23 protein-coding genes are annotated in these 23719 nt (G+C 34.2%); 22 read left to right on the top strand and 1 reads right to left on the bottom strand.

The window, feature by feature from the left end; genetic code table 11:
- Nucleotides 1-4: 4 nt before the first annotated feature.
- The 14 genes from cas5e to C8269_RS03370 all read left to right on the top strand — a co-directional run bounded on the left by cas5e (nucleotide 5) and on the right by C8269_RS03370 (nucleotide 11197).
- Nucleotides 5-694, top strand: coding sequence for a type I-E CRISPR-associated protein Cas5/CasD (gene cas5e, locus C8269_RS03430; RefSeq protein WP_106460452.1), 690 nt, complete (start codon nucleotides 5-7; stop codon nucleotides 692-694).
- A gap of 9 nt (nucleotides 695-703) precedes the next feature.
- On the top strand, nucleotides 704-1339 hold the full coding sequence (cas6e, locus tag C8269_RS03425; protein WP_106460451.1) for a type I-E CRISPR-associated protein Cas6/Cse3/CasE: 636 nt from the start codon (nucleotides 704-706) through the stop codon (nucleotides 1337-1339).
- Nucleotides 1332-2273, top strand: coding sequence for a type I-E CRISPR-associated endonuclease Cas1e (cas1e, locus tag C8269_RS03420; protein ID WP_106460450.1), 942 nt, complete (start codon nucleotides 1332-1334; stop codon nucleotides 2271-2273). The genes cas6e and cas1e overlap by 8 nt, the downstream gene beginning before the upstream one ends.
- Entirely contained in the window at nucleotides 2273-2797 is a 525-nt protein-coding gene (cas2e, locus tag C8269_RS03415; RefSeq protein WP_106460449.1) for a type I-E CRISPR-associated endoribonuclease Cas2e, read from the top strand. The genes cas1e and cas2e overlap by 1 nt, the downstream gene beginning before the upstream one ends.
- Nucleotides 2798-2809: 12 nt before the next feature.
- Nucleotides 2810-4369: an IS1182 family transposase gene (locus C8269_RS03410; RefSeq protein ID WP_106460448.1), complete on the top strand. Its 1560-nt coding sequence runs from the start codon at nucleotides 2810-2812 to the stop codon at nucleotides 4367-4369.
- A gap of 55 nt (nucleotides 4370-4424) precedes the next feature.
- Nucleotides 4425-4937 carry a 3'-5' exonuclease gene (locus tag C8269_RS03405; RefSeq protein WP_158698376.1) on the top strand — a complete coding sequence of 171 codons (513 nt, stop codon included), beginning with the start codon at nucleotides 4425-4427 and terminating at the stop codon, nucleotides 4935-4937.
- 440 nt (nucleotides 4938-5377) lie between these two features.
- A complete protein-coding gene (gene modA / locus C8269_RS03400; RefSeq protein WP_106460446.1) occupies nucleotides 5378-6229 on the top strand; it encodes a molybdate ABC transporter substrate-binding protein in 852 nt (283 codons plus the stop codon).
- Nucleotides 6229-6885 (top strand): molybdate ABC transporter permease subunit, encoded by a 657-nt coding sequence (modB, locus tag C8269_RS03395; RefSeq protein ID WP_106460445.1) that lies wholly within the window; start codon nucleotides 6229-6231, stop codon nucleotides 6883-6885. The genes modA and modB overlap by 1 nt, the downstream gene beginning before the upstream one ends.
- A complete protein-coding gene (locus C8269_RS03390; protein WP_106460444.1) occupies nucleotides 6885-7913 on the top strand; it encodes a sulfate/molybdate ABC transporter ATP-binding protein in 1029 nt (342 codons plus the stop codon). The genes modB and C8269_RS03390 overlap by 1 nt, the downstream gene beginning before the upstream one ends.
- A gap of 1 nt (nucleotide 7914) precedes the next feature.
- Nucleotides 7915-8853: a GTP 3',8-cyclase MoaA gene (moaA, locus tag C8269_RS03385; protein WP_106460443.1), complete on the top strand. Its 939-nt coding sequence runs from the start codon at nucleotides 7915-7917 to the stop codon at nucleotides 8851-8853.
- Nucleotides 8854-9342: a cyclic pyranopterin monophosphate synthase MoaC gene (moaC, locus tag C8269_RS10795; protein WP_158698375.1), complete on the top strand. Its 489-nt coding sequence runs from the start codon at nucleotides 8854-8856 to the stop codon at nucleotides 9340-9342.
- Nucleotides 9323-9754, top strand: coding sequence for an MOSC domain-containing protein (locus tag C8269_RS10790; RefSeq protein WP_158698374.1), 432 nt, complete (start codon nucleotides 9323-9325; stop codon nucleotides 9752-9754). The genes moaC and C8269_RS10790 overlap by 20 nt, the downstream gene beginning before the upstream one ends.
- The gene (locus C8269_RS03375) at nucleotides 9747-10721 is read left to right on the top strand and encodes a molybdopterin-binding protein (protein WP_106460442.1); all 975 of its coding nucleotides are present in this window, start codon (nucleotides 9747-9749) and stop codon (nucleotides 10719-10721) included. The genes C8269_RS10790 and C8269_RS03375 overlap by 8 nt, the downstream gene beginning before the upstream one ends.
- On the top strand, nucleotides 10718-11197 hold the full coding sequence (locus tag C8269_RS03370) for a MogA/MoaB family molybdenum cofactor biosynthesis protein (protein WP_106460441.1): 480 nt from the start codon (nucleotides 10718-10720) through the stop codon (nucleotides 11195-11197). The genes C8269_RS03375 and C8269_RS03370 overlap by 4 nt, the downstream gene beginning before the upstream one ends.
- 51 nt (nucleotides 11198-11248) lie before the next feature.
- On the opposite strand, the gene C8269_RS03365 is transcribed toward C8269_RS03370, so the two are convergent.
- On the bottom strand, nucleotides 11249-11941 hold the full coding sequence (locus C8269_RS03365) for a GntR family transcriptional regulator (RefSeq protein ID WP_106460440.1): 693 nt from the start codon (nucleotides 11939-11941) through the stop codon (nucleotides 11249-11251).
- 201 nt (nucleotides 11942-12142) lie between these two features.
- Between C8269_RS03365 and dpaL the strand changes: the two genes are divergently transcribed.
- From dpaL to ssnA, 8 genes are all read left to right on the top strand, one after another.
- Nucleotides 12143-13384 (top strand): diaminopropionate ammonia-lyase, encoded by a 1242-nt coding sequence (dpaL, locus tag C8269_RS03360; protein WP_106460439.1) that lies wholly within the window; start codon nucleotides 12143-12145, stop codon nucleotides 13382-13384.
- Nucleotides 13385-13412: 28 nt separating this feature from the next.
- A complete protein-coding gene (gene ygeW, locus C8269_RS03355) occupies nucleotides 13413-14609 on the top strand; it encodes a knotted carbamoyltransferase YgeW (protein WP_106460438.1) in 1197 nt (398 codons plus the stop codon).
- Nucleotides 14610-14621: 12 nt separating this feature from the next.
- Nucleotides 14622-15959, top strand: a complete 1338-nt coding sequence (locus C8269_RS03350) for a YgeY family selenium metabolism-linked hydrolase (RefSeq protein ID WP_106460437.1) — start codon at nucleotides 14622-14624, stop codon at nucleotides 15957-15959.
- Between the two features lie 26 nt (nucleotides 15960-15985).
- Nucleotides 15986-17446 carry an NCS1 family nucleobase:cation symporter-1 gene (locus tag C8269_RS03345; protein WP_106460436.1) on the top strand — a complete coding sequence of 487 codons (1461 nt, stop codon included), beginning with the start codon at nucleotides 15986-15988 and terminating at the stop codon, nucleotides 17444-17446.
- Nucleotides 17447-17461: 15 nt separating this feature from the next.
- Nucleotides 17462-18832, top strand: a complete 1371-nt coding sequence (gene hydA / locus C8269_RS03340) for a dihydropyrimidinase (RefSeq protein WP_106460435.1) — start codon at nucleotides 17462-17464, stop codon at nucleotides 18830-18832.
- Entirely contained in the window at nucleotides 18825-19757 is a 933-nt protein-coding gene (arcC, locus tag C8269_RS03335) for a carbamate kinase (protein WP_106460434.1), read from the top strand. Before hydA ends, arcC begins: the two co-directional genes overlap by 8 nt.
- A 63-nt stretch (nucleotides 19758-19820) precedes the next feature.
- A complete protein-coding gene (locus C8269_RS03330) occupies nucleotides 19821-22385 on the top strand; it encodes an FAD-dependent oxidoreductase (RefSeq protein ID WP_106460433.1) in 2565 nt (854 codons plus the stop codon).
- 9 nt (nucleotides 22386-22394) lie between these two features.
- Nucleotides 22395-23714 (top strand): putative aminohydrolase SsnA, encoded by a 1320-nt coding sequence (gene ssnA / locus C8269_RS03325; protein ID WP_106460432.1) that lies wholly within the window; start codon nucleotides 22395-22397, stop codon nucleotides 23712-23714.
- Nucleotides 23715-23719 lie beyond the last annotated feature (5 nt).

The raw sequence follows: 23719 nt of genomic DNA, 5'->3' as shown, positions 1-23719 counted from the left end.
AGAGATGAAAACTATATTATTAAAACTAGCTGGCCCTATGCAAGCGCGGGGGACTAACTCTAAGTTTGAGACAAGATATACTGACTATTACCCTTCAAAGTCAGGAATAATTGGGCTTATAGCAGCTAGTATGGGAATAAAAAGAAATGATAAAAATATAGAACAATTAAATAAGATAGATTTTGCAGTAAGAATTGATCAAGAAGGAAAAATGTTAAGAGACTATCATATAGCAGCAAAATATAAAAAGAATGGAAGTCTTGAAAGAAATTATGTAACAAATAGATATTACCTAGAGGATGCTGTATTTGTAGTAGCATTGGGTGGTGAAGACAAATTTATTGAAGAAATTTATAAAGCCCTTAAAAATCCATACTACCAGCTATTTATGGGAAGGAGATCATGTCCAGTTCAGGCTGATTTTATGCTAGGCTTATATGATGAAAAGATAATGGATTTGATAAAAAAATATCCTTGGCAAGCAAGTAATAATTACAAGAAAGCAAATCCATTTTATAGGGCAAATATTTACTCGGATGCAGATTTAGAAGACGGAAAAGAAAACATAAGAAATGACAGGGTCATAACATTTTCACAAGAATCTAGAAAGTTTGGAATAAGGTATGAAACAAGAACGTATGTAGATATGTTTTTTGAAAATCAGACTGACCATGATATATTTGCAAAACTTTAAGGAGAAAATATGTATTTATCAAGAGTAGAATTAGATATATACAATAGAAAAAAAATAAGAGACCTAAGAGATTTAAATTCTTACCATGGTTTTGTAGAATCTTGTTTTCCAGATGAAATAGATAAAGAAATTAGAACTAGAAAACTCTGGAGAATAGATAATATTGGTGGGAAAAAGTACCTATTAATACTCAGTCAAACAAAGCCAGATCTTGAAAGATTGGAAAAATACGGAATAAAAGATTCTGGAGAAAGCAAGTTATATGATGCTTTTATAGGAAAACTTGAAAATGGAATGAAAGCTAGATTTAGAATAAAATTGAATACTGTATTTTCAAAGGCAAACGGTCAAAAAACAAGAAGAGGTAGGATACTACCTGTAAAAAATGAAAATCTTGGAAAATTTTTTTTAGAAAGAGCTGAGAAAAATGGATTTATAGTAGAATATAATGAGTTTTCGATTTCAGATATTGGGAGTCTAGATTTTAAAAGGGAAGACAATAAAGTTTATCAATTAGCTTCAGCTACTTATGAGGGTATTTTGACTATAAAAGATATTAATCAATTTAAAGAAGCATTGATAAATGGCATTGGAAGAAAAAAAGCTTATGGATTTGGCTTATTAACAGTGATTCCTTATGACTGATAACTATTTTAATTCTAAGACACAGATAAATGAATTGCCCAGAATATCTGATAGGGTTAGCTTTATCTATATAGAAAAATCAAAAATAAATAGAATAGATAGTGCAATCACCTCTACTGATTCAAGAGGAATGGTTAAAATTCCAGCAGCTATGATAGGAGTACTTCTTTTAGGACCAGGAGTGGAAATAACTCATAGAGCCGTTGAATTATTAGGGGATACTGGAACATCTATAATTTGGGTAGGAGAAAATGGGGTAAGAAATTACTCAAATGGCAGACCATTAGCAAGTTCTACTAAATTTTTGGAAAAACAGGCGAAATTAGTATCTAATAGTAGAACTAGACTAAAAGTTGCAAGAAAAATGTATCAAATGAGATTTGAAGATGAAGATGTTGAAAATTTAACTATGCAACAATTACGTGGAAGAGAAGGATCTAGAATAAGAGGGGTATATAGAAAATATTCTAAAGAATATGAAATAAAATGGAAAGGAAGAAATTACAAAGTAGAAGATTTTAAAGATTCTGACTTAATAAATCAAGCACTTTCTGCATGTAATGTATGTTTATATGGAATATGCCAAAGTGTAATACAAGCATTAGGAATGTCAAGCGGCCTTGGCTTTGTTCATACTGGTCATGATAAGTCTTTTGTTTATGATATAGCAGATCTTTATAAGGCTGATATAACAATCCCTTTAGCATTTAAGATTACAAGTGAATACGAGTCAAGTGAAGATATATCGCGCGAATGTAGATTAGCCATGAGAGATATTATTAGAGAAACCAAATTAGTCAGCAAAATAAATAAAGACTTACAATATCTAATGGAAATAGATAAAGAAGAAGCATTCGAATTTGATAATATCTATTTGTGGGATGAAAAGGAAGGCCATGTAGCCTATGGAATAAGTTATGAGGAAAGAGACTAATGCCACTGACTGTAATAACTTTATCAAAAGTGAAGAATTCCCTAAGAGGTGATCTAACAAAATGGATGCAAGAAATAGATACAGGTGTATATGTAGGGAATTTCAATAGCAAGGTTAGAGAAAATTTGCGGCAAAGAATAATAGAAAATATTGATGATGGATCTGCGACCTTAACTTATGCATATCGAAATGAAATAGGATATGAATTTAAATGCATAAATACAAGCAGGAAACCTGTTGATTTTGACGGTATACCTCTAGTCTTAATTGAGAATAGAAAAGAAGATAAAGATAAAGTAAAATTTGGTTTCAGCAAACAAGCGAAAACTAGGAAGGCAAAGAAATATGCTAGTAGAAAGTCAACGAACATTTATGTAGTTGTAGATATAGAAACTAGCGGCCTAGATTACAAAACAGATAAAATTATAGAGATAGGTGCAGTAAAGACTAATTCAAAAGGGGGCTGTTGCAAAAGTCCTAACATAGAAAAAGACGAGGAAAGTGAAATCCTCGTCTTTTTCTGATACAATGTATTTATGAAAACCGTTACAAATACATCATCATTAACTAATCTTACACTAGTTGGTGATACAATTCAATTAAAATTAAACTTTAACACAGAAATATACATCCAAGATGATATAAAACTAAGGATAGTAAAAAATATAATTGAAAGGATAGACCTAACAGAACTAAAAAAAGTCTACTCATCATTTGGAAGGAAACCTACTGTAAATCCAGTAACCATGCTAGAGATAGTAATATTCTGCTATTCAGAAGGAATATTCTCATCAAGGGAAATAGAAAAATCATGCAAATATGATCTAAGAATAAAATATTTACTAGACGGACAAAATCCGCCAGATCACTCTACCATAAATAGGTTCAGACAAAAAATAGTAAAACTAGCACCCAACCTATTAAAGCAAATAGTCCAAATATTAATAAAAGAAAAGCAAATAGACCTATCAAGCATTTACATAGATGGAACGAAAATAGAAGCCTATGCTAACAGATACAGCTTTGTCTGGAGAGGAAGCATAGAAAAATGGCAAGAAAAACTAAGAATTAGAATAATAAAACACTTAAATTTAAATAAAGACCTAAGCTCATCGTTAGTATTAGAAGTAGTAAAGATAGTATTTAATCAAGTAAGTAAAAAATGTAAAGAAAAGAAAATAAACTTCGTACATGGTCAAGGAAAAAGAAAACATCAACTCCAACGAGACTATGAACAACTAAAAGATTGGAAAAATAAGTTAGAAACTTATCAAGAACACCTAGAAATAATGGGAGATTACAGAAACTCCTACTCAAAAACAGACCATGACGCAACCTTCATGAGAATGAAAGAAGACCACATGAGAAATGGTCAACTAAAGCCAGCCTACAACATTCAGCTTGCAAGCGCATCAGGTTTCATCATAGGTGAAAATATATCCCACCATACAAACGATATGTACACCCTAAAACCATTCTTAAAAAAACTACAAGAAAACTATCCAAACAAACTAGACAAAATAGTAGCAGATGCAGGATATGAAAGTGAAGAAAACTATGTATATCTAGAAGAAAATAAGCTAACATCGTACATAAAACCATCAAACTATGAGCAATCAAAAACACGAAAATATAAAAAAGAGCAAGAATTTAAGGGAAGTCTAATCTATGATGAAAGTCAAGACAAATATATATCACAAGAAGGCAAAGAATTCATAAGATGCGAGGACAGATACAATAAAAGAAAAAGCGGATATATAACAACTACAAAGGTCTATAGGTGTTTTGATTGGAACAAAGATGGTCAAAAAACTAAAGGAATCTACATAGCAGAAACCTTCCAAAAATATAGGAAAGAATCATTAGAAAACATAATATCTGACCAAGGAATAGAAGAAAGATTAAATAGATCAATCCAAGCCGAAGGAGCATTTTCCAAAATAAAGTCAGGCTTAAACTACAACAGATTCCACCATAGAGGAAAAGAAAATATAATAAGTGAAATATGCCTCTTATCAATAGCACTAAACTTAAATAAACTGTCATCAAAAATAGAAAATAAAGATTTAAACATCATAAAATACAAAGCTGCTTAAGAAAAAAATATTAATTTCATAAGCTCTATTAAGTGAGCCTATTTTTAATAAAAATGTGGAAAAATTCATTCTCAACTTAAAAACTTCTATAAAAATTAATGGCTTGATACAGATATATAATAAAAAAAGCAATGCGCAGAATAGATTTACCTATTCTGCAACATCACCATATTTTATAAAGCAAGATATAAAATTAAACAAAGAAATTGTCAATTTAACAGGAATAAGTGAAGAAGATTTGGCTGATGGAAAGGATGAAAAAGAAGTCCTTGAAGAACTTATGGACTTTATATGTAATTATAAACTAGTAGGTTATAATTTTGCATTCGATATTAAATTTTTAAATACACGCCTTAAACAAAATGGATTACAAATGATAAGAAATCAATGCTATGATCTAATGGAGTATGTAAAAAAAGAAAATTTATTTATGAAAAACTATAAACTTCAGACCGCCTTAAATAAATACGGTATAGAGCATACGCAAAAACACAGAGCCCTAGATGATGCAAGAATAACTGCAATATTATCTAGCAAAGTGAATGAATTTTTGGAAAATATAAAATAAAAGATTGAAAAATAGAGGATAACTTAGTGTAATACCCGCACACGCGGGGGTGATCCTACCATCTTTTTCAAAATAAATCATTGGATATCGTAATACCCGCACACGCGGGGGTGATCCTAAGACTCAAGTTCTTTAAGACTTTTTAGGATTGTAATACCCGCACACGCGGGGGTGATCCAGATGACCTTGAAACTGGGGGTAGTGATAAGGCGTAATACCCGCACACGCGGGAGTGATCCTAGTTTTGACATAGGTTCTAATGAACAATTAGCTATTTCTAGTGAAATCAGCCCTTAACTAGTTAATTATTTTTGAATTTATTAAGCTTTGAATTTTCGATAGTTTTTCAATTTAGTAAATACATTTTCCTATATTTTTTGTTTTTAAAATATGATATAATAATCCAGAAAGTAGTCAATTTTAGAAATTAGGGAGGTACTATGAAAAGAAATTTTAGGATTGTGGCTATCTCTTTGCTCTGCGGCCTTGTTTTTGTGGGCTGTGGAGCTAAGGGTAATGATGCTAAGGATGTTAAAGTGGATGCGAAAACTGAGTTGGACCAAGTGAATAAGGAAGATAAGAAGAGTTTGACTGTTTTTGCTGCGGCTTCTATGACTGAGTCTTTGACTGAGATTAAGGCTGAGTTTGAAAAGGATAATCCTGGGGTGAATCTTGTTTTTAACTTTGATTCTTCAGGTACTCTTAAAAGCCAAATTGCTGAGGGAGCAGCCTGCGATGTCTTTATTTCAGCAGCTAGTAAGCAAATGGATGAGTTAGATCCAACTAGTGATAAGAAGGATTCTGATCTTGAGATTGATCCTGATTCACGTTTTAACCTTCTAGAAAATGAAGTGACTCTTGCAGTAAAGGAAGATTCTAGTAAAGATATCAAGTCTTTTGAGGATTTAAATACTGACCTTGTTGATACAATTGCCCTAGGCAATGCTGATGTTCCTGTTGGACAATATTCTGAATCTCTTCTTAAGAATATGGGCATTTGGGATACAATCCAAAGCAAGGTTACTTTTGGTTCAAATGTTAAGGAAGTGACATCTTGGATTAGCGAAGGTGCTGTTGATTGTGGAATTATCTACTCTACTGATGCAAAGACTGCTGGTCTTAAGATTGTAGCTAAGGCTGATCCTAGCCTTTTAGATAAGAAGGTAATATATCCTGCGGCTGTTCTTAAGGATAGCAAAAATAGGGAAGATGCTGATAAGTTTATATCTTTTCTTAATAGCGATAAGGCTAGGGAAATCTTTGAAAAATATGGATTTAAACAGGCTGAATAATGGATTTATTTCCTTTATATAATTCTATAAGAATTGCCACAATTTCAACAATTTTTATATTTTTCCTTGGAATATTTTTAGCTTATAAGATTAAAGAGCTACCACGAACACTTAAGGGCATACTCGATGTGATTTTGACTATGCCTTTAGTCCTTCCTCCTACAGTTCTTGGTTTTTTTCTTTTAAAAATATTGGGACCAAATAATTTTTTTGGTAAATTTTTAGGAAATTTTGATATCAAACTGATTATGAATTGGCAGGCTGCAGTTGTAGCTGGAATCCTTGTCGGATTTCCTCTTATGTATAGGACAAGCAGGGGGGCTTTTGAAGCCTTTGATGAAAACTTAAGCTTTGCTGCCCAAACCCTTGGCAAATCAAATACCTGGATATTTTGGAGGATAATACTTCCTAATTGCAAGGAGGAGATTATTGCTGGAATAATTTTATCTTTTGCTAGAGCTCTAGGTGAATATGGAGCTACTAGCATGGTTTCTGGTTTCATTCCCAATAAGACTGCTACAATTTCTACCACAGTTTACCAGTTGTGGAGGATTGGCCAAGACCAAATGGCCTATAGGTGGGTTATGATCAATGTTTTAATATCCTTTGTTGTTTTGATTTCTATAAATTTATTTGAGAAAAGGAAGTCTTCCTGATGTTAGAATGTAAGATTAAAAAAACTTTCAAAAATTTTTTTCTGGATACCGACTTTATCATGGAAGATTCAAGGCTTGGACTTTTGGGACCTTCTGGTTCTGGGAAAAGTCTGACCTTAAAGGCTATAGCAGGTCTTATTAAGCCTGATTCAGGCAAGATTATCCTTAATGGCAGGACTCTTTTTGATTCCGAAAAGAAAATTAATCTCAAAGCTCAAGAAAGACGTGTTGGTTTTCTTTTTCAAGACTACGCTCTATTTCCTAATTTTACAGTTAAGGAAAATGTTATAGCCGGTCTTAGGGATAAAAATATAGTTGATATTGAAGATAAATTAAATGAAATGAAGATTTTTCATATTAAGGATAAGTATCCATATCAAATTTCTGGTGGAGAAAGACAGAGAACAGCCCTTTGTAGGATTCTAGTTAATAATCCTGAAATCCTTCTCCTTGATGAACCATTTTCTGCCTTGGATGAATATTTGAGGTCAGAAATTGAAGAAGAAGTCATGAATTTTATAGATACTTACAAGCTTAAAACTATTCTGGTTAGTCATAACAAGGAAGAGGTATACAGGATATGTGAAAGTATCGTAAGTATTAGCTCTGGCAAGACTAATTGTATTAAGGATAAATCTGAGTTTTTTGAAAATCCTACAAATATTACTGAGTCTAAGCTTATTGGAATTAAGAACTTTTCGACTTTTGTTATTAAAGATAATGAGATTTTCCTTAAGGCTTGGGGTATATCTATAAGGACGAGCCGTAAATTTGATGGAGACATTATTGGCATAAAAGATAAGGTATTTAGATTAAGCAATGGTCCATTAACCGATGACTCTATTAAAATTGAGACTTATCGCTTAATCGAAAATATCAATTCTTTTATAATTGTCTACAATAAAGACAATAAAATTTATGAAGATTTGAAGATTGAGATTAGTAAAGAAGCCTATAATAAACTTAAAGACGGACCGATTTTTTTAACAATAAGTGAGGAAGCTCTTATTTGCTTGAAAGAGGGATAAAATGAAAGATAAATTTGGAAGGGAAATTTCATACTTAAGAATATCTGTCACTGACAGGTGTAATTTTAGGTGCAAATATTGCATGGGTGATAAAGGAATAGACCTTCTAAAGCATGAAGATATCCTATCTTTTGAAGAAATTTGCCAAACTGTGGAGATAATGGTAGGTCTAGGGATAAAGAAAATAAGGTTAACTGGTGGTGAGCCCTTTGCAAGACGTGGTCTAATGGACCTTGTAGAAATGCTAGCAAAAATTGATGGTATTGAGGATTTTGCCATAACTACAAACGGATCAATGGTCTATGACAAGCTTGAAAGGCTCAAAGAATTAGGGATTTCAAGGCTTAATTTTAGTCTGGATACCTTAGATAGGGAAAAATTTAAGCAAATTACTAAATCTGATGGATTTGACGAGGTAATTAGATCGATTAATAAGGCAATAGATTTAGGTTTTAAGGTTAAGATAAATGTTGTTCTTATAAAAGCTTTCAATGATGATGAGATCTCAGATTTTATAGAATTAACCAAAGATAAGCCAATCGAAGTAAGGTTTATTGAACTGATGCCAATTGGTGCTGATCTTGCTTTTGATAAAAATAATTACAAGGAAAATTCAAATTTGCTTAAAGATTATGAAAAGAAAGACCTTGGCTTTGATGGGGTTACGAGGACTTATAAAATTAAAGGCTATAAGGGAAAGGTTGGTCTAATTTCACCTCTTAGCCATAAATTTTGTGGTGATTGCAACAGGATTAGGCTTACATCAGATGGCAAACTTAAGGCCTGCCTGCATTCAAAGGATGAGATTTCAATAAAGGGCTTGTCTAGACCTGATAAGGAAAGGCTAATCAAAGCTACAATTTATAATAAACCCCAAAGTCACAAGCTAGATGAAAGTGGCTCAGAAAGTGCTCGAACAATGAGCTCGATAGGAGGATAGATGGATAAATTCACACACTTAGATGAAAATGGTAGGGCAAGGATGGTCGATGTTTCTAATAAGAAATCCACCGATAGACTTGCCCTTGCTACAGGCAAGGTTTTTTTAAATGACAAAACCTATACCATGGTCAAAAATCAAGAAATTCAAAAGGGAGATGTGCTAACAGTTGCTAAGGTTGCTGGAATTATGGCGGCTAAGAATACTTCAAATTTAATTCCCATGTGTCATCCTATCAATCTTACATCAGTCGATATTGAATTTAAGATGGATGATGAGAGAAAAGTCATAGAAATATTTGCAAGAGCTATGTTAAATGCAAAGACTGGGGTAGAGATGGAAGCTCTCACAGCAGTAAGCGTGACTGCTCTAACAATTTATGATATGTGTAAGGCCGTTCAAAAAGATATAGAAATTGGTGAAATCAAGCTGCTTAGAAAGACAGGTGGCAAGAGTGGAGACTACAAAAATGAAAGTTATATCGGTTAATATCAGCGAAAAAAAGGGGACGATTAAGACTCCAGTTCCGAGTATTACCCTTAAGAAAAACCACGGAATTATCGGTGATGCCCACGCTGGAAATTGGCATAGGCAGGTATCGCTCTTAGCAATTGAGTCTTTAAATAAAATGAAAGAGAAAATTCCTAGTTTAAAACCTGGAGATTTTGCTGAAAATATAATGACAGAGGGAATTACCCTTCATACCTTGCCTATTGGGACAATTCTTGAGATAGGTGAATGTGAGCTTGAAGTTACTCAAATTGGCAAAGAATGCCACAAGGGTTGCGAGATTAGAAATCTTACAGGCGAGTGCATTATGCCAACTGAGGGGATTTTTACTATAGTCAAAAAAGAAGGAGAAATTTTTCCAGAAGATAAAATAAGGATAAAAAATGATTAAGAAGATAAGAGTTGAAGATGCTATTGGCTTGCCTCTTCTCCATGACCTCACAGCAATTATGGAAGACGGTTTTAAGGGTGTGAAATTTAAGAGGGGTCATATCGTAAAAGAGGCTGACATAGAAGAACTTAAAAATATTGGCAAAGATCACATATATGTAGGAGAATTAGAAGAAAATCAAGTCCACGAAGAAGATGCAATCAGTGCGATTGGCCCACTTCTTGCTGGCTCTAATATTGAAATATCAGAAGTTAGCGAGGGTAAAATCAACCTTTCAAGCAAGGAGGAAGGACTTTTTATAATCAACAGGAAGCTTTTAAGAGCTATAAATGAAATTGGAGATTATACAATCACATGCAAAAAATCCTACATAAGGGTAGAGCCTCACGATAAGCTTGTAGGGGCAAGGATTGTCCCACTTTGGACAGATAAATGGCAAGTAGAGAAGGCTAAGGAAATCTTAAATGCTGGTCCAGTTTTCGAGGTAAAAGAATTTAAAAAACTAAAAGTAGGATGCATCATAACAGGTGATGAAGTTTATTATGGTAGGATAAAAGATGCCTTTAGGCCTGTTTTGGAAGAAAAACTAAGCCACTTTGAAACCCAAATCTTGGGCTTTGAATTTCTACCTGACGATGAAGAGAGACTTGTTGAAACTTATAAGAAATTTAAAGATGCTGGTGCAGATCTTGTAATATTTACAGGTGGAATGAGCGTAGATCCTGATGATATAACACCTAGAGCAATAAGAAAAACAGGAGCAGAGGTCATTGTTCAAGGAATCCCTATGCAACCAGGCAATATGCTGATGGTTGCAAAGGATGATAAAACTTATCTAATGGGAGTACCAGGAGCAAGTATCCATTCAAAGATAACAAGCTTTGACTTCTTCCTTCCTAGGATATTTGCAGGACTTGACCTTAAAAAAGAAGATTTCCTGGAAATGGCTGAGGGAGGACTCTTGTGATTTTTACAGCAGGAGTAATCACTATTTCTGACAGGGCAAGCGCTGGAATCTATGAAGATAAGAGCGGGAAAGTCTTAGTTGATCTATTAAAAGATTTTGACTTTGAAGTAAAAAAATACGAGATAATATCAGATGACTTTGATAAGATTAAGGAAAAACTTATCAAATATTCAGATGAAGAAATTTCTTTGATTTTAACAAGCGGGGGAACTGGTTTTGCCCAAAGGGATATAACACCAGAAGCAAGCCTAGACGTCTTTGATAAGAGATGCCCAGGTATAAGCGAAGCAATAAGGAATCAATCAGCAAAAATAACACCTATGGCCTATCTTTCTAGGGCTGAGGCGGGTATAAGAAATAAAAGTCTGATAATAAATTTCCCAGGAAGTCCTAAGGCTTGTAGGGAAAATTTTGAAATAATAAAAAGCTTTTTAATTCATGGGCTTGAGACTATAGCTGGAATAGATAGGCATTAAAAGAGAACCTCTCATCATCACAAATTTGGTGAGAGGTTTTTTTATATGTTGTTAATTCTCGACATTTAACAACTTACTAATTTTTTCTATAGACTTATCAGAAATGGTTGTAGTCCAATTTTCCTTAAGGGCTGCTAGTGATTTTTCTAAATCCCTTTTTCTTAAACAATCAATTAGTAAAAGGTGTTCATCATAAGTTGAAGGTGGTTTCTGAAAATCTTTTACCCTATAAAAAGCAATCTCAAATCTTTTAATACGCTTTTTAAGCCTATCAATAATAGGTTTTATTTCTTTATTTGAAGATAAAGAAATGATTAAATCGTGAAAATCATCATCTAACTCTATTACTGCCATTATATTTTCCTTCATGTGTTGAATCTTTATTTCTTCATTAATAGCCCCTAGCTTATCAATAAATTTATCATCTATTTTAGAAAAATTTTCCCTAAGGGCAAAGCTTTCCAATTCATAAACTAGGTGGTAGATATCCTTTAGCCTTTCTACCTTTATAGGGGCTACCATGGTCCATTGGTTGGCCTTGCTTATAACTAGGTCTTCATTTTCAAGTTTTAGGATTGCTTCCCTAATTGGAGTCCTAGAAATACCTAATTCTTCAGATAAATCTGCTATTTTAAGCTGGGTATATGGTTTAAGATTTCCATTAATAATTTGTTCATGGAGTATATTATAGGCTTGATCTTTTACAAAAGTTCTTTTGATTTTATTATTTTTATTATTAGTCATTTTAATCCCTCTCCTAATTAATTTTACCATAAATATGAAAACGTTAATAAATTATTTGACAATATGTAAAATAGGTTTTATAATATAAGTGATATATCACATACCACTTATATTTATTATGGCTTAAGATATGGAATTTGCAAATCCCGACTTAAGGGCTAAGTGAAGGATGTATCGATAAATAATCGAAAGGATGTAATTTTGGAAGAGAGATATAACATAGTACTAAATGATATTAGTAAAAGAGAAAAGGCTTCCCTAGATTTTATAAATGAGGAAGTTGTAAATACAGCACAAAAATTTCATGAGAGTTTCCCTGATTATGAGCCAACTCCACTTGTAAGACTAAAAAACCTTGCTAAGCAATTTGGCGTAAAAGACATATTTGTAAAGGATGAATCTTATAGGTTCGGTCTTAATGCCTTCAAGGTTTTGGGTGGATCATTTGCTATAGGCAAGTACATAGCTGATAAGTTGGGAGTAGATATCGAAGACTTACCATTTGAGAAAATGATTTCAGACGAAGTTAGGGAAAAACTTGGAGAAATAACTTTCGTAACAGCTACAGATGGTAACCATGGAAGAGGAGTAGCATGGACTGCTCACCAATTAAAACAAAAATGCGTTGTACTCATGCCAGATGGATCAGCACTTGAAAGACGTGATAACATAAGAGCCCTAGGCGCTGAATGTGAAATAATGGAAGGACTAAACTACGATGCCTGCGTACGTCTAGCAAGCAAAAATGCTGATGAAAAAGGCTGGGTCATGGTTCAAGATACAGCTTGGGAAGGTTATGAAAAAATTCCAACATGGATAATACAAGGTTATGCAACCTTAGCAAAAGAAGCTAATGATCAATTAAAAGAACTTGGACTTAAACCAAGTCACGTATTTGCTCAAGCAGGTGTAGGTTCATTTGCAACTGGGGTAACCGGTTACTTCTCATCAGTTTATAAGGGAGAAGAAAAGCCATTTATAAGTGTAGTAGAACCAGAAAAAGCAAACTGTAACTTTATCACAGCCAAGGCAGATGATGGCAAGATTCACAATGTAACTGGCAAGATGGATACAATAATGGCAGGTCTTGCTTGTGGTGAACCAGTAACAGTTGGCTGGCCAGTCCTACATTCTTATGCAGACGCATTTTTATCAGTACCTGATAATTCAGCAGCAAGAGGAATGAGAATTTTAGGCAATCCTCTAAAAGATGATAAGAAAATAATCTCTGGTGAAAGTGGAGCTGCAACAATGGGCCCTCTTTCAGAAATTCTACAAAGAAAAGACTTAGAAGAAATCAAAAAAGATTTAAAACTAGACGAAAATTCAGTAATTCTTTTAATCTCTACTGAAGGAGATACAGATTACGAACACTACCTAAGAGTAGTTTGGGATGGTATATATCCAAACGAAGCAGAATACAAATACACAATTCAAAGATAATAAAAATAATAAATATAAGGAGAGAAAAATGACACAAGACATCAAAAAATTAATCGACGAACTACAAGAACTAGACCACAAGAACCTATTTGGTGATGACTTCTTCCATACATGGGATAAATCACAAGACGAACTAAAAGCTATCTGGAAAACTGCTGACATCCTAAGAGCAATGAGGGAAGAAAATATCTCTCCAAAAATATTTGATTCAGGACTTGGAATCTCATTATTTAGAGATAACTCAACAAGAACAAGATTCTCATTTGCTTCAGCTTGTAACCTACTTGGTCTAGAAGTTCAAGACCTTGACGAAGGCAAAAGCCAAATAGCTCACGGTGAAACAGTTAAAGAAACAGCAAACATGATCTCATTCATGGCAGATGTAGTAGGTATAAGAGATGACATGTATATAGGTAAAGGCTATAAATACATGAAAGACTTTTCAGAATATGTTCAAGAAGGATATGATGACGGAGTTCTAGAACAAAGACCAACCTTAGTAAACCTACAATGTGACATCGACCACCCAACCCAATCAATGGCAGACCTTAACCACGTAATTCACGAATTTGGTGGAATAGACAACCTAAAGGGCAAAAAAGTAGCGATGACATGGGCATACTCACCATCATATGGTAAACCATTATCAGTTCCACAAGGTATATCAGGCTTATTTACAAGACTTGGTATGGATGTAGTATTAGCTCACCCAGAAGGATACGAAATCATGCCAGAAGTAGAAGAGATAGCTAGAAAGAACGCTGAAGAATACGGCGGAAGCTTCACAGTAACAAACTCAATGGAAGAAGCATTCAAAGATGCTGACATAGTATATCCTAAATCTTGGGCACCATTTGCAGCTATGGAAGAAAGAACAAAACTATATGGCGAAGGCGACCAAAAGGGAATAGATGAACTAGAACAAAGACTTCTAGAACAAAACAAAGACCACATGGATTGGGAATGTACAGAAGAAATGATGAAGCTAACAAAAGATGGCAAAGCTTTATACATGCACTGCCTACCAGCAGACATTACAGGTGTATCTGCAGAACATGGTGAAGTAGCTGAATCAGTATTTGATAGATATAGAGTTCCTCTATATAAAGAAGCAAGCTTCAAACCATACATCATAGCAGCAATGATACTTCTACAAAAGATAGAAAATCCAGAAGAAAAACTAAGAGAATTAGTAGACAAAGCAAACAAGAGATTAGACAAATAAGAGGAGAATACAATGACAGAATTTAAAAACATTGATTTTGAAGCTATAAAGGCAAAAGCAGGCGAATACAAAGAAGATATGGTAGCTTTCCTAAGAGATTTAATCAAATTAAAAGGTGAATCTTGTGAAGAAGGCGACAAGGCAAAAAGAATAAAAGAAGAAATGGAAAAAGTAGGCTTTAACAAAGCTTGGATCGATGGCCAAGGAAACGTACTTGGTGAAATGGGCGAAGGAAAAACACAAATTGCCTTTGATGGCCATATAGATACAGTAGGTATAGGAAATATAGACAACTGGGAATTTGACCCATATGATGGATTTGAAGATGAAAATCTTATAGGCGGACGTGGTGGCTCTGACCAACTAGGTGGACCTGTAGCATCAGTATATGGAGCAAAAATCCTTAAAGATCTAGGCTACCTAAACGATGACTATAGAGTACTAGTAACAGGAACAGTTCAAGAAGAAGACTGTGATGGTAACTGCTGGCTATATATGATAGAACAAGAAGGAATCAGACCAGAATTTGTAGTATCAACAGAACCAACAGACGGCGGAATCTACAGAGGTCAAAGAGGAAGAATGGAAATGAGAGTGGATGTACAAGGTATATCTTGCCACGGATCAGCTCCAGAAAGAGGAGACAACGCAATCTACAAGATGGCTGACATCCTTAAAGAAATCGAAGCATTAAACGAAAACCCAGCAGATGATTCAGTAGAAATCAAGGGTCTAGTAAAAATGTTAGATGAAAAATATAACCCAGAATATAAAGAAGCAAACTTCCTAGGACGTGGTACAGTAACAACAAGCCAAATCTTCTACACATCACCATCTAGATGTGCAGTAGCAGACTCATGCTCAATCTCACTAGATAGAAGAATGACAGCTGGTGAAACATGGCAGTCTTGTATAAAAGAAATCGAAGATCTACCATCAGTTAAAAAACATGGTGCAAAAGTATCAATGTATGACTATAAGAGAGCTAGCTGGACAGGCCTTGAATATGAACAAGAAGCTTACTTCCCAACATGGGTAATTCCAGAAGATCATAAAGTAACAAAAGCTCTAGAAGATGCTTATAAAAACCTATACGGTGATAAGAGAATAGCTCCTCCAATAGCAAAAGAAGAAGAAAAAAGAGCAGCTCGTCCATTAACAGATAAATGGACATTCTCAACAAATGGTGTTGCAATAATGGGTCGTCACAACATCCCAACAATAGGATTTGGACCAGGAGCAGAAGACCAAGCTCACGCACCAAACGAAGTAACATTCAAACAAGACCTAGTAACATGTGCAGCAGTATACGCAGCTCTTCCACTAGTATACACACAAGAAAATAAATAATATTTGAAATCAAATAGGAGTTTACAATGGATGTAAAAAACACTCAAGTACAAAAAGGCGATATTGTAGATTTAACAAACGCTGGATTAGAAGAAATCAAAAAGTACAATAACGACTATAACGATATGAGTGCTCCTATACCATCAAATAAAAGAGATTGGCGAACTAAAGACATCGCCAATCTCTGGATTGGTATGATAGTATCTATCGCAGTTTATCAAGTAGCAAGTGGTTTGCTTGTTTCTGGAATGAGCTGGGGGCAAGCATTATTTACCGTTGTATTAGGACATACTATAGTTATGGGTGTAGCTATAGCTTTAGGACATTTTGGAACGAAGTATGGAATGACATATCCTACGCTTAGTAAAATCGTTTTCGGTAATAAGGGTACTATATTCCCTTCGATAATTAGAGCGGTTCTAGGTGTTTTTTGGTTTGGAGTTCAAGCTTGGATAGGTGGGCAAGCGGTCTATACTATTATTGGCGCAATATATCCAAACTGGTTAAACATGGGATTTACATCGCAATTCATTTCATTCATAATATTTTGGATAATGAATGTCTATATTGCAGCTTCAGGAAGTAAAGCTGTAAAACTACTAGAAGGGGTTTCAGCTCCTATTCTTATAGTTTTAAGCTTAATTGTAATAATTTGGGGGCTTTCAACAGCCGACTGGAGTTTAAACGCTTTATTAAATGTAGAAATTTTAAAAGCGGATCCTAATGTTGATTTTTGGAAGCTATTTTGGCCAGCACTTTCTGCGATGATTGCGTTTGATGGAGGTATTGCATTATCAATGCCTGACTTTACAAGACATTGTGTAGACCAAAAATCTCAAAGTGTTGGTCAAATAATAAGTGCTCCTTTAATGACATTTTATATATCATTTGTTGGAATGTGTGGTACAGCAGGTGGGCTACTAGCTTTTGGTGATGAAATTTGGGAACCAGCTGTTTTGGTTGGTCATTTTCCAAGTGTAGCAATAAGGATAGTTTTTTCTATTTTCATTATTATGGCTGTATTAACAACAAATGTAGCTGGAAACCTAATACCGCCAGTTAACATTGCGGCAACATTGACTAAGAATAAATTTAATTATAAGACTGTAACTATAGGAGTAGCACTATTAGCTTTATTAGCACGCCCATGGGATTCACTTTCAAGTGCTTATAATTTAATATTTAATGTTACACAATTATTAGGAGCATTAATTGGTCCGATTTCAGGAATATATCTTGTTGCATATTTATTTGACTATAAAACAGAAATTGATATTGTAGATACCTACAGAATTGATGGCGGAAAATATTTTTATAATAAAGGATGGAATATACCTGTTATTATATTATTTTTAGCTATGACAATACTTATATTTATTGGAAAATATGTAGAAAGTTTGTCCTGGATATTTAATAATGCTTATGTATTTGGTGTTATCGCAACTGGAATCTTATATTATATATATATAAAATTTATAAGAAAGTAAAATATTGGAGAAAGTATGTCTATAATTATAAAAAACGCAAATTTATTTGGTGAAAATATTGCAGATATAAAAATCAATGATGAAAAAATTGAAGCTATAGGACATAATCTGGACGAAAAAGATTGTGAGATATATGATGCAAAAAATAGACTTACACTACCAGGTGGAGTCGATGTTCATACTCATATGTCTTTGGATTTAGGACAATATGTAGCTGTAGATGATTTTCATACAGGGACAAGAGCTGCTGCTCATGGTGGAACAACTAGTATTGTTGATCATATTGCTTTCGGACCAAAAGATAGCTATGTTTCCGAAATGATAAAACATTATCATGAGCTTGCAGATGGTAAAGCTATAATTGATTATTCTTTTCATGGTGCACTTCAAGATGCTAGAGAAGAAACTCTAAGACAAATTGAAGAACTCCATAAAAATGAAGGAATTGTTTCGGAAAAAATATATACCACATATGGTGGAAAGATAAATGATGATGAAATATTAAGGGTATTGAAAAAAGCTAAAGAGACGGGAACAGTCGTTTGTATTCATTGCGAAAATGATGGATCAATTCAAGAACTAAGAGCTGAAACAGAAAAAGAAGGCAAGTTAGATCCTATCTATCATGCAAAAACAAGACCCGCAGAGACAGAAGCTGAAGCAATTAATAGACTCATTTATTTATCTGAAATATCTGGCTTTCCAAAATTATATATAGTTCACACATCTACAGAACTTGGTTTAAGAGAAATAATTAAAGCAAGAAAAAGAGGGGTTAAAAATCTCTTCTGCGAAACCTGTACCCAATATCTAATGCTAAATGAAAATAAGTATATTGAAGGCGGTAACGAAGAAGGTATTAAATATATCATGGCACCTCCATTGAGAAAACAATCAGATCAAGATTTCTTATGGGAAGGAATTAGAAACGGCCATGTAAACGTAGTAGCTACTGATCATTGTCCATTCTTCTACAAAACAGAAAAACTACCTCACAAAGATAATTTTCTAACTTGCCCTGGTGGTATACCTGGTGTTGAAGAAAGAGTTGAATTAATTATTAGTGAAGGTTTAAGAAGAGGAATTAGTTTAGAAAGACTTATTGAAGTATTAATGATCAATCCTGCTAAAATTTTTGGTTTATATCCAAAGAAAGGAAATATAATTCCTGGAGCAGATGCTGATATTATAGTATTAGATAAAAAAGAATATATTATAAAACAAGAAAATAGACATTCAATTGTTGATTACACCACATACGAAGGAATGAAATCAGATTATGAAGTAGATACAGTTTTATGCAGAGGTAATTTCATTCTCAAAGATGGTGAATACCTTGGTAAACAAGGTTATGGACAATTTATTAGAAGGAAGTTTAATGAATAAAAAAATATTAGTAGCTCTTGGGGGTAATGCCTTAGGTAATACCCCTACTGAGCAAAAAGAAGCGGTAAAGATAACAGCATCTGCAATAGCAGATCTAGTTAAAGATGGTTATAAGATAATAGTATGCCACGGCAATGGACCACAAGTAGGCATGATAAAACTTGCCATGAGTGCTGGAAGAAGTATAAATGACAAGGTTCCTTATATGCCATTTGCAGAATGTGGGGCTATGAGCCAGGGCTACATTGGCTACCATTTACAAAATGCACTTGAAAATGAGTTTATAAAAGAGAAAATCGAAAATCCAGTGGTTAGCCTTGTAAGCCAGGTAATGGTAGATGCTGAAGATCCAGCTTTTTCTAATCCAACTAAGCCAATAGGAGATTTTTATAGCGAGGAAGAAGCTAAAAAATTAGAAGAAGAACATGGCTTTGTTATGAAGGAAGATGCTGGTCGTGGTTATAGAAGGGTAATTGCAAGTCCAAAACCTGTTGATATAGTAGAAAAAAGAGCTATAACAACCTTATACAATAGTGGTTGTGTAGTTGTAGCAGCAGGCGGTGGCGGAATTCCTGTAATCATGGAAAATGATGAATATGTTGGAGTTGATGCAGTAATTGATAAGGACTTTTCATCAGCAAAACTTGCAGAGCTAGTAGATAGTGATGTGCTTGTAATTTTAACAGCTGTTGAAAAGGTTGCCATTAACTTCGGTAAGGAAAATCAAGAAGACCTTGATAAACTTAGTGTAGAAGAGGCGCAAAAATATATAGGAGAAGACCAATTTGCAAAAGGTTCAATGCTACCAAAAATTGAAGCAGCATTAGAATTTGTAACAAGCAAAGATGGTAGGAAAGCAGTGATAACAAGCTTAGAAAATGCCAAAGAAGCCCTAAGCGGCAAGACAGGTACTTGGATAGGTTAAGGAGAAAACCCCATATAATTTCAAACAATTGTATGGGGTTATTTCTTTAGGAAGGAAGTAAGTATGAGTGAATACATGAGATTGATAGAATTTCCCAAGCTTATAGAATGGGCCTTGGAAGAATATATAAATGAGGAAAGCGTATTTTCTATATCTAAAGAAAAATTTTATAAAAATACAAGCGGAAAAAGCCTAAAAACTGTTTTTGGTGATGAACTTGGTTCGGCTGTTGGTCCTGCAGCAGGTCCTCACACTCAGCTTGCCCAAAACTTGATAGCATCATATCTTGCAGGTGGTAGGTATATGGAGCTTAAGACTTGTCAGATAATGGATGGGGAAGAGCTCATGGCAGCCATTCCAAAGCCATGTATAAATTCAGAAGATGAGGCCTACAACTGCGAATGGTCTACAGAGCTTAAGATAGAAGATGCAGCAGCTGAATACATAAAGGCAGAAATTGCCATAAGAGTCCTTGCCAAAGAATTTGGCATAGCAGATAAAAAAGATTTTGTTCTAAACATGTCTGTTGGCTACAACCTTGAGGGAATTAAATCTCCTAAGGTAGATAATTTTATAAATTCCTTGATGGATGCAAGTGAAACTGGAGTTTTTAAGGATTCTATTGCATATTTGAAGGAAAATATCGATAAATTTGAAAACGTTAATCTAGAAGATATAGAAGCAATAGATGGTAAGGTTTGTAATTCTATGACTTTATCAACCATGCATGGTACACCAGCAGGTGAGATAGAAGAAATAGCTGCCTATTTGATAAAGGATAAGGGCCTAAATACCTTTGTTAAGTGCAATCCAACCCTTGTTGGATACGACTATGCAAGAGAAATTTTAAATAAACTAGGATATAAATACATAGACTTTGATAAGGCCCAGTTTGATCATGACCTAGGCTTTGATGAATCTATAGAGATATTTACAAGATTATTAGAATTAGGCAAAGATAATAATTTAGTCTTTGGTTGCAAATTATCAAATACTTTCCCAGTTATCCAAAAAAGAGGAGAACTACCAAGTGATGATATGTACATGTCTGGTAGGGCCCTACTTCCTCTAACAATTTCAGCAGCCTATAAATTATCAAAGGCCTTTGATGGTAAGCTTCCAATGAGCTATTGTGGTGGTGCCGATGGACTTAATATAAAAGAAATATTTGAAATTTTTAACCAACCTATCACAGTATCAACTACACTTCTAAAACCAGGTGGTTATTATAGACTAAAAGAATTAGCTGAGGAAACTGAAGAGCTTTTGGGTAGGGACTACCAAGGAATAGATAATAAGAAGCTAAAAGGCTTAGTTGATAAGCTTGATTCAATCGACCTTTATAAGAAAAATCCAAAGCAAAGACTAAGAGCAAGAAATTGGCAAAGTGATCTTCCTTTAGTTGATTGTTACTTAGCACCTTGTAAGGAAGATGGTTGTCCTTTAGGTCAACAAGTTTCAGCCTACCTTCAATATGCAGAGCTTGGAGATTATAAAAAAGCAATGGAGACAATTGCAATTGATAATACAGCTCCTTCTATACTAGCAACAACTTGCTATGAATTTTGTAAGAAAGCCTGCACTAGGGTTGACTACGAGGCAGGAATAAATATAAGAGAAGTCAAAAAAGAAGTCGTAGATGCTTACTATGACACATATATAGATAATCTTACATCAAGCCCTATAAAGACTGAAAATAAGGCAATTATAATAGGTGGAGGTCCTGCAGGCCTAGCAGTAGGAATCTTTCTTAGAAGAAATGGCCTTGAAGCTAAGGTCTTAGAAAAATCAGACAAGCTTTATGGCTATGCCAATGAACTAGTAAGTGAAGAAGTCATAGAAAAAGATATAAGACTTCTTGAAAAAGTCGGAGTAGCTTACGAATTAAATAACGACCAAGCAATAGATATTAGCAAATTAAAAGAAGAATATAAGTATCTAATAATAGCAACAGGTTCAAAGTCTAATATTGATAATCTCAAAGATCAAGGCGTAAGCATTGATAAGAAAATAAATCTACTCGATACTAAAGAATCAAATATAGAAAATGTCTACTTTGCAGGAGACATAACCAAGGGAAGAAAATCAATTGTAAATGCAATAGCAGACGCCAAAATAATTGCCAAGGATATACTCAAAAAAGAAAATCTTGAAAATGATTTTATAGAAGTTTCTTATGAAAAACCACTTGATCAAATAATAAAAAGGCGTGGCTATTTAGAGCTTCCAAAAGAAAAAGATGCAGCTAGATGCCTATCATGCGATAATATTTGTGAAATATGTACAGAAGTTTGTCCAAATAGGGCAAATGTTGCAATCTTTGTAGACGGCTTTAAAAATAAAAGACAAACAATTCACTTAGATGGTCTTTGCAATGAGTGCGGCAACTGCGAAAGCTTCTGCCCACACAAGGGAGCCCCTTACAAGGATAAGTTCACAGTCTTTAAAGAAAAAATGGATTTTGATATGTCAGAACAAATAGGAATCCTTAAAATCTCTGACGATAAGTATTTGATAAGGCTTGCAAATAAAAATGTAATAGAAGCAAAAATCGATGATCCAAGAATCGATGAGACTTTTGTCAAAATAATAAAAGCCCTAGAGGCTAGGTATTCTTACTACCTATAAGGAGAAACAATGATAATAAAGGCAAAGACAATAATCACCAACGATGAGGCAAATAATTTCTATGAAGATTCAGCAATCCTCATTGAAGGAAAAATCATAAAAGAAATTGGTGATTTTGAAAAAATAAAAAAAGAAAATTCTAATCAAGAGATAGTAGATTTTTCAGATAAGCTTGTAATGCCAGGGCTTATTTGTGCCCATTCTCATTGCTATTCAGCCTATGCTAGGGGAATGAGCGTTTCAAACCCAACAGATAATTTCTTCCACGTCTTAGAAAATCTATGGTGGGCTCTAGATAAGAAACTTACCCTAGAAGATGTTAGGCTAAATGCTCTTACAACCTTTATGGAATCAATCCATAATGGGGTAACTACAATAATAGATCACCACTCAGGACCTAACTCAATAGAAGGCTCCCTCTTTACCATGGCAGATGCTGCTAAAGAGCTTGGAATAAGAGCGAGCCTTTGCTATGAGGTATCAGATAGGGATGGTCTAGATAAGAGAGATTTGGGAATAGCTGAAAATATAAATTGGATAAAGGAAGCAGAAAAACACGATGATATGCTAAATGCCTTATTTGGCCTACATGCATCATTTACCCTCTCTGATGACTCTTTAGCTAAATGCCAGAAAGCTATGGAAGGCTTTGACAATGGTTACCATGTCCATATAGCAGAAGGAATCGAAGATGAGTGGGAAACTTTTAAGATGTCTGGCAAAAGAGTGGTAGATAGGCTAGATGCTTATGAAATATTTAGGCCAAATACCCTATCCATTCACAATGTCCATATAAATGAAAGAGAGATGGATATCCTAAAGGCAAGAGATGCCATGGCAGTCTTTAACCCACAAAGCAATATGAATAATGCGGTAGGTGCTCCTCCAGTCCTAAGGATGTTAGAGAAAAATATCCTCTTAGGCCTAGGAACAGACGCCTACACCAATGACATGTTTGAATCAATGAGGGTTGCAAAAGTCTTGCTAACTCATGAAAGTCATGACCCAACCAAGGGCTTTGGAGAAGCAATCAAATTACAATTTGAGAACAATCCAAAAATAATGGATAGGTTCTTAAAAAATCCTGTAGGAAGGATAAAAGAAGGAGCATACGCTGATATAATAGCCTTAGATTATGACCCAATGACTCCTCTAAATGAAAACAATTGGATGGGTCACGCCATATTTGGCTTAAATGGTGGACTAGTAACAGATTCAATCATAAATGGACAAATCGTAATGAAAGATAGGGAAATAAAAACTATCGATCAAAAAGAAATACACGAAAAATCAAGACAAAGAGCAAAAGAAATATGGCCTAAGCTCTAGGCAAA

Source organism: Anaerococcus sp. Marseille-P3915, from assembly GCF_900258475.1.
Lineage (GTDB): Bacteria > Bacillota > Clostridia > Tissierellales > Peptoniphilaceae > Anaerococcus > Anaerococcus kampingae.
Note: the sequence above shows the minus strand (reverse complement) of the source record. Positions and strands in the feature narration are given on the sequence as shown.

Coding starts and splice junctions, on each gene's coding strand:
- ssnA (WP_106460432.1), top strand. CDS start 22,395: ATGATAATAAAGGCAAAGACAATAATCACCAACGATGAGGCAAATAAT.
- cas2e (WP_106460449.1), top strand. CDS start 2,273: ATGCCACTGACTGTAATAACTTTATCAAAAGTGAAGAATTCCCTAAGA.
- C8269_RS03345 (WP_106460436.1), top strand. CDS start 15,986: ATGGATGTAAAAAACACTCAAGTACAAAAAGGCGATATTGTAGATTTA.
- C8269_RS03375 (WP_106460442.1), top strand. CDS start 9,747: ATGATTAAGAAGATAAGAGTTGAAGATGCTATTGGCTTGCCTCTTCTC.
- modB (WP_106460445.1), top strand. CDS start 6,229: ATGGATTTATTTCCTTTATATAATTCTATAAGAATTGCCACAATTTCA.
- C8269_RS10790 (WP_158698374.1), top strand. CDS start 9,323: ATGAAAGTTATATCGGTTAATATCAGCGAAAAAAAGGGGACGATTAAG.
- arcC (WP_106460434.1), top strand. CDS start 18,825: ATGAATAAAAAAATATTAGTAGCTCTTGGGGGTAATGCCTTAGGTAAT.
- ygeW (WP_106460438.1), top strand. CDS start 13,413: ATGACACAAGACATCAAAAAATTAATCGACGAACTACAAGAACTAGAC.
- C8269_RS03350 (WP_106460437.1), top strand. CDS start 14,622: ATGACAGAATTTAAAAACATTGATTTTGAAGCTATAAAGGCAAAAGCA.
- C8269_RS03365 (WP_106460440.1), bottom strand. CDS start 11,941: ATGACTAATAATAAAAATAATAAAATCAAAAGAACTTTTGTAAAAGAT.
- C8269_RS03410 (WP_106460448.1), top strand. CDS start 2,810: ATGAAAACCGTTACAAATACATCATCATTAACTAATCTTACACTAGTT.
- modA (WP_106460446.1), top strand. CDS start 5,378: ATGAAAAGAAATTTTAGGATTGTGGCTATCTCTTTGCTCTGCGGCCTT.
- moaC (WP_158698375.1), top strand. CDS start 8,854: ATGGATAAATTCACACACTTAGATGAAAATGGTAGGGCAAGGATGGTC.
- hydA (WP_106460435.1), top strand. CDS start 17,462: ATGTCTATAATTATAAAAAACGCAAATTTATTTGGTGAAAATATTGCA.
- cas5e (WP_106460452.1), top strand. CDS start 5: ATGAAAACTATATTATTAAAACTAGCTGGCCCTATGCAAGCGCGGGGG.
- C8269_RS03390 (WP_106460444.1), top strand. CDS start 6,885: ATGTTAGAATGTAAGATTAAAAAAACTTTCAAAAATTTTTTTCTGGAT.
- cas6e (WP_106460451.1), top strand. CDS start 704: ATGTATTTATCAAGAGTAGAATTAGATATATACAATAGAAAAAAAATA.
- moaA (WP_106460443.1), top strand. CDS start 7,915: ATGAAAGATAAATTTGGAAGGGAAATTTCATACTTAAGAATATCTGTC.
- cas1e (WP_106460450.1), top strand. CDS start 1,332: ATGACTGATAACTATTTTAATTCTAAGACACAGATAAATGAATTGCCC.
- C8269_RS03330 (WP_106460433.1), top strand. CDS start 19,821: ATGAGTGAATACATGAGATTGATAGAATTTCCCAAGCTTATAGAATGG.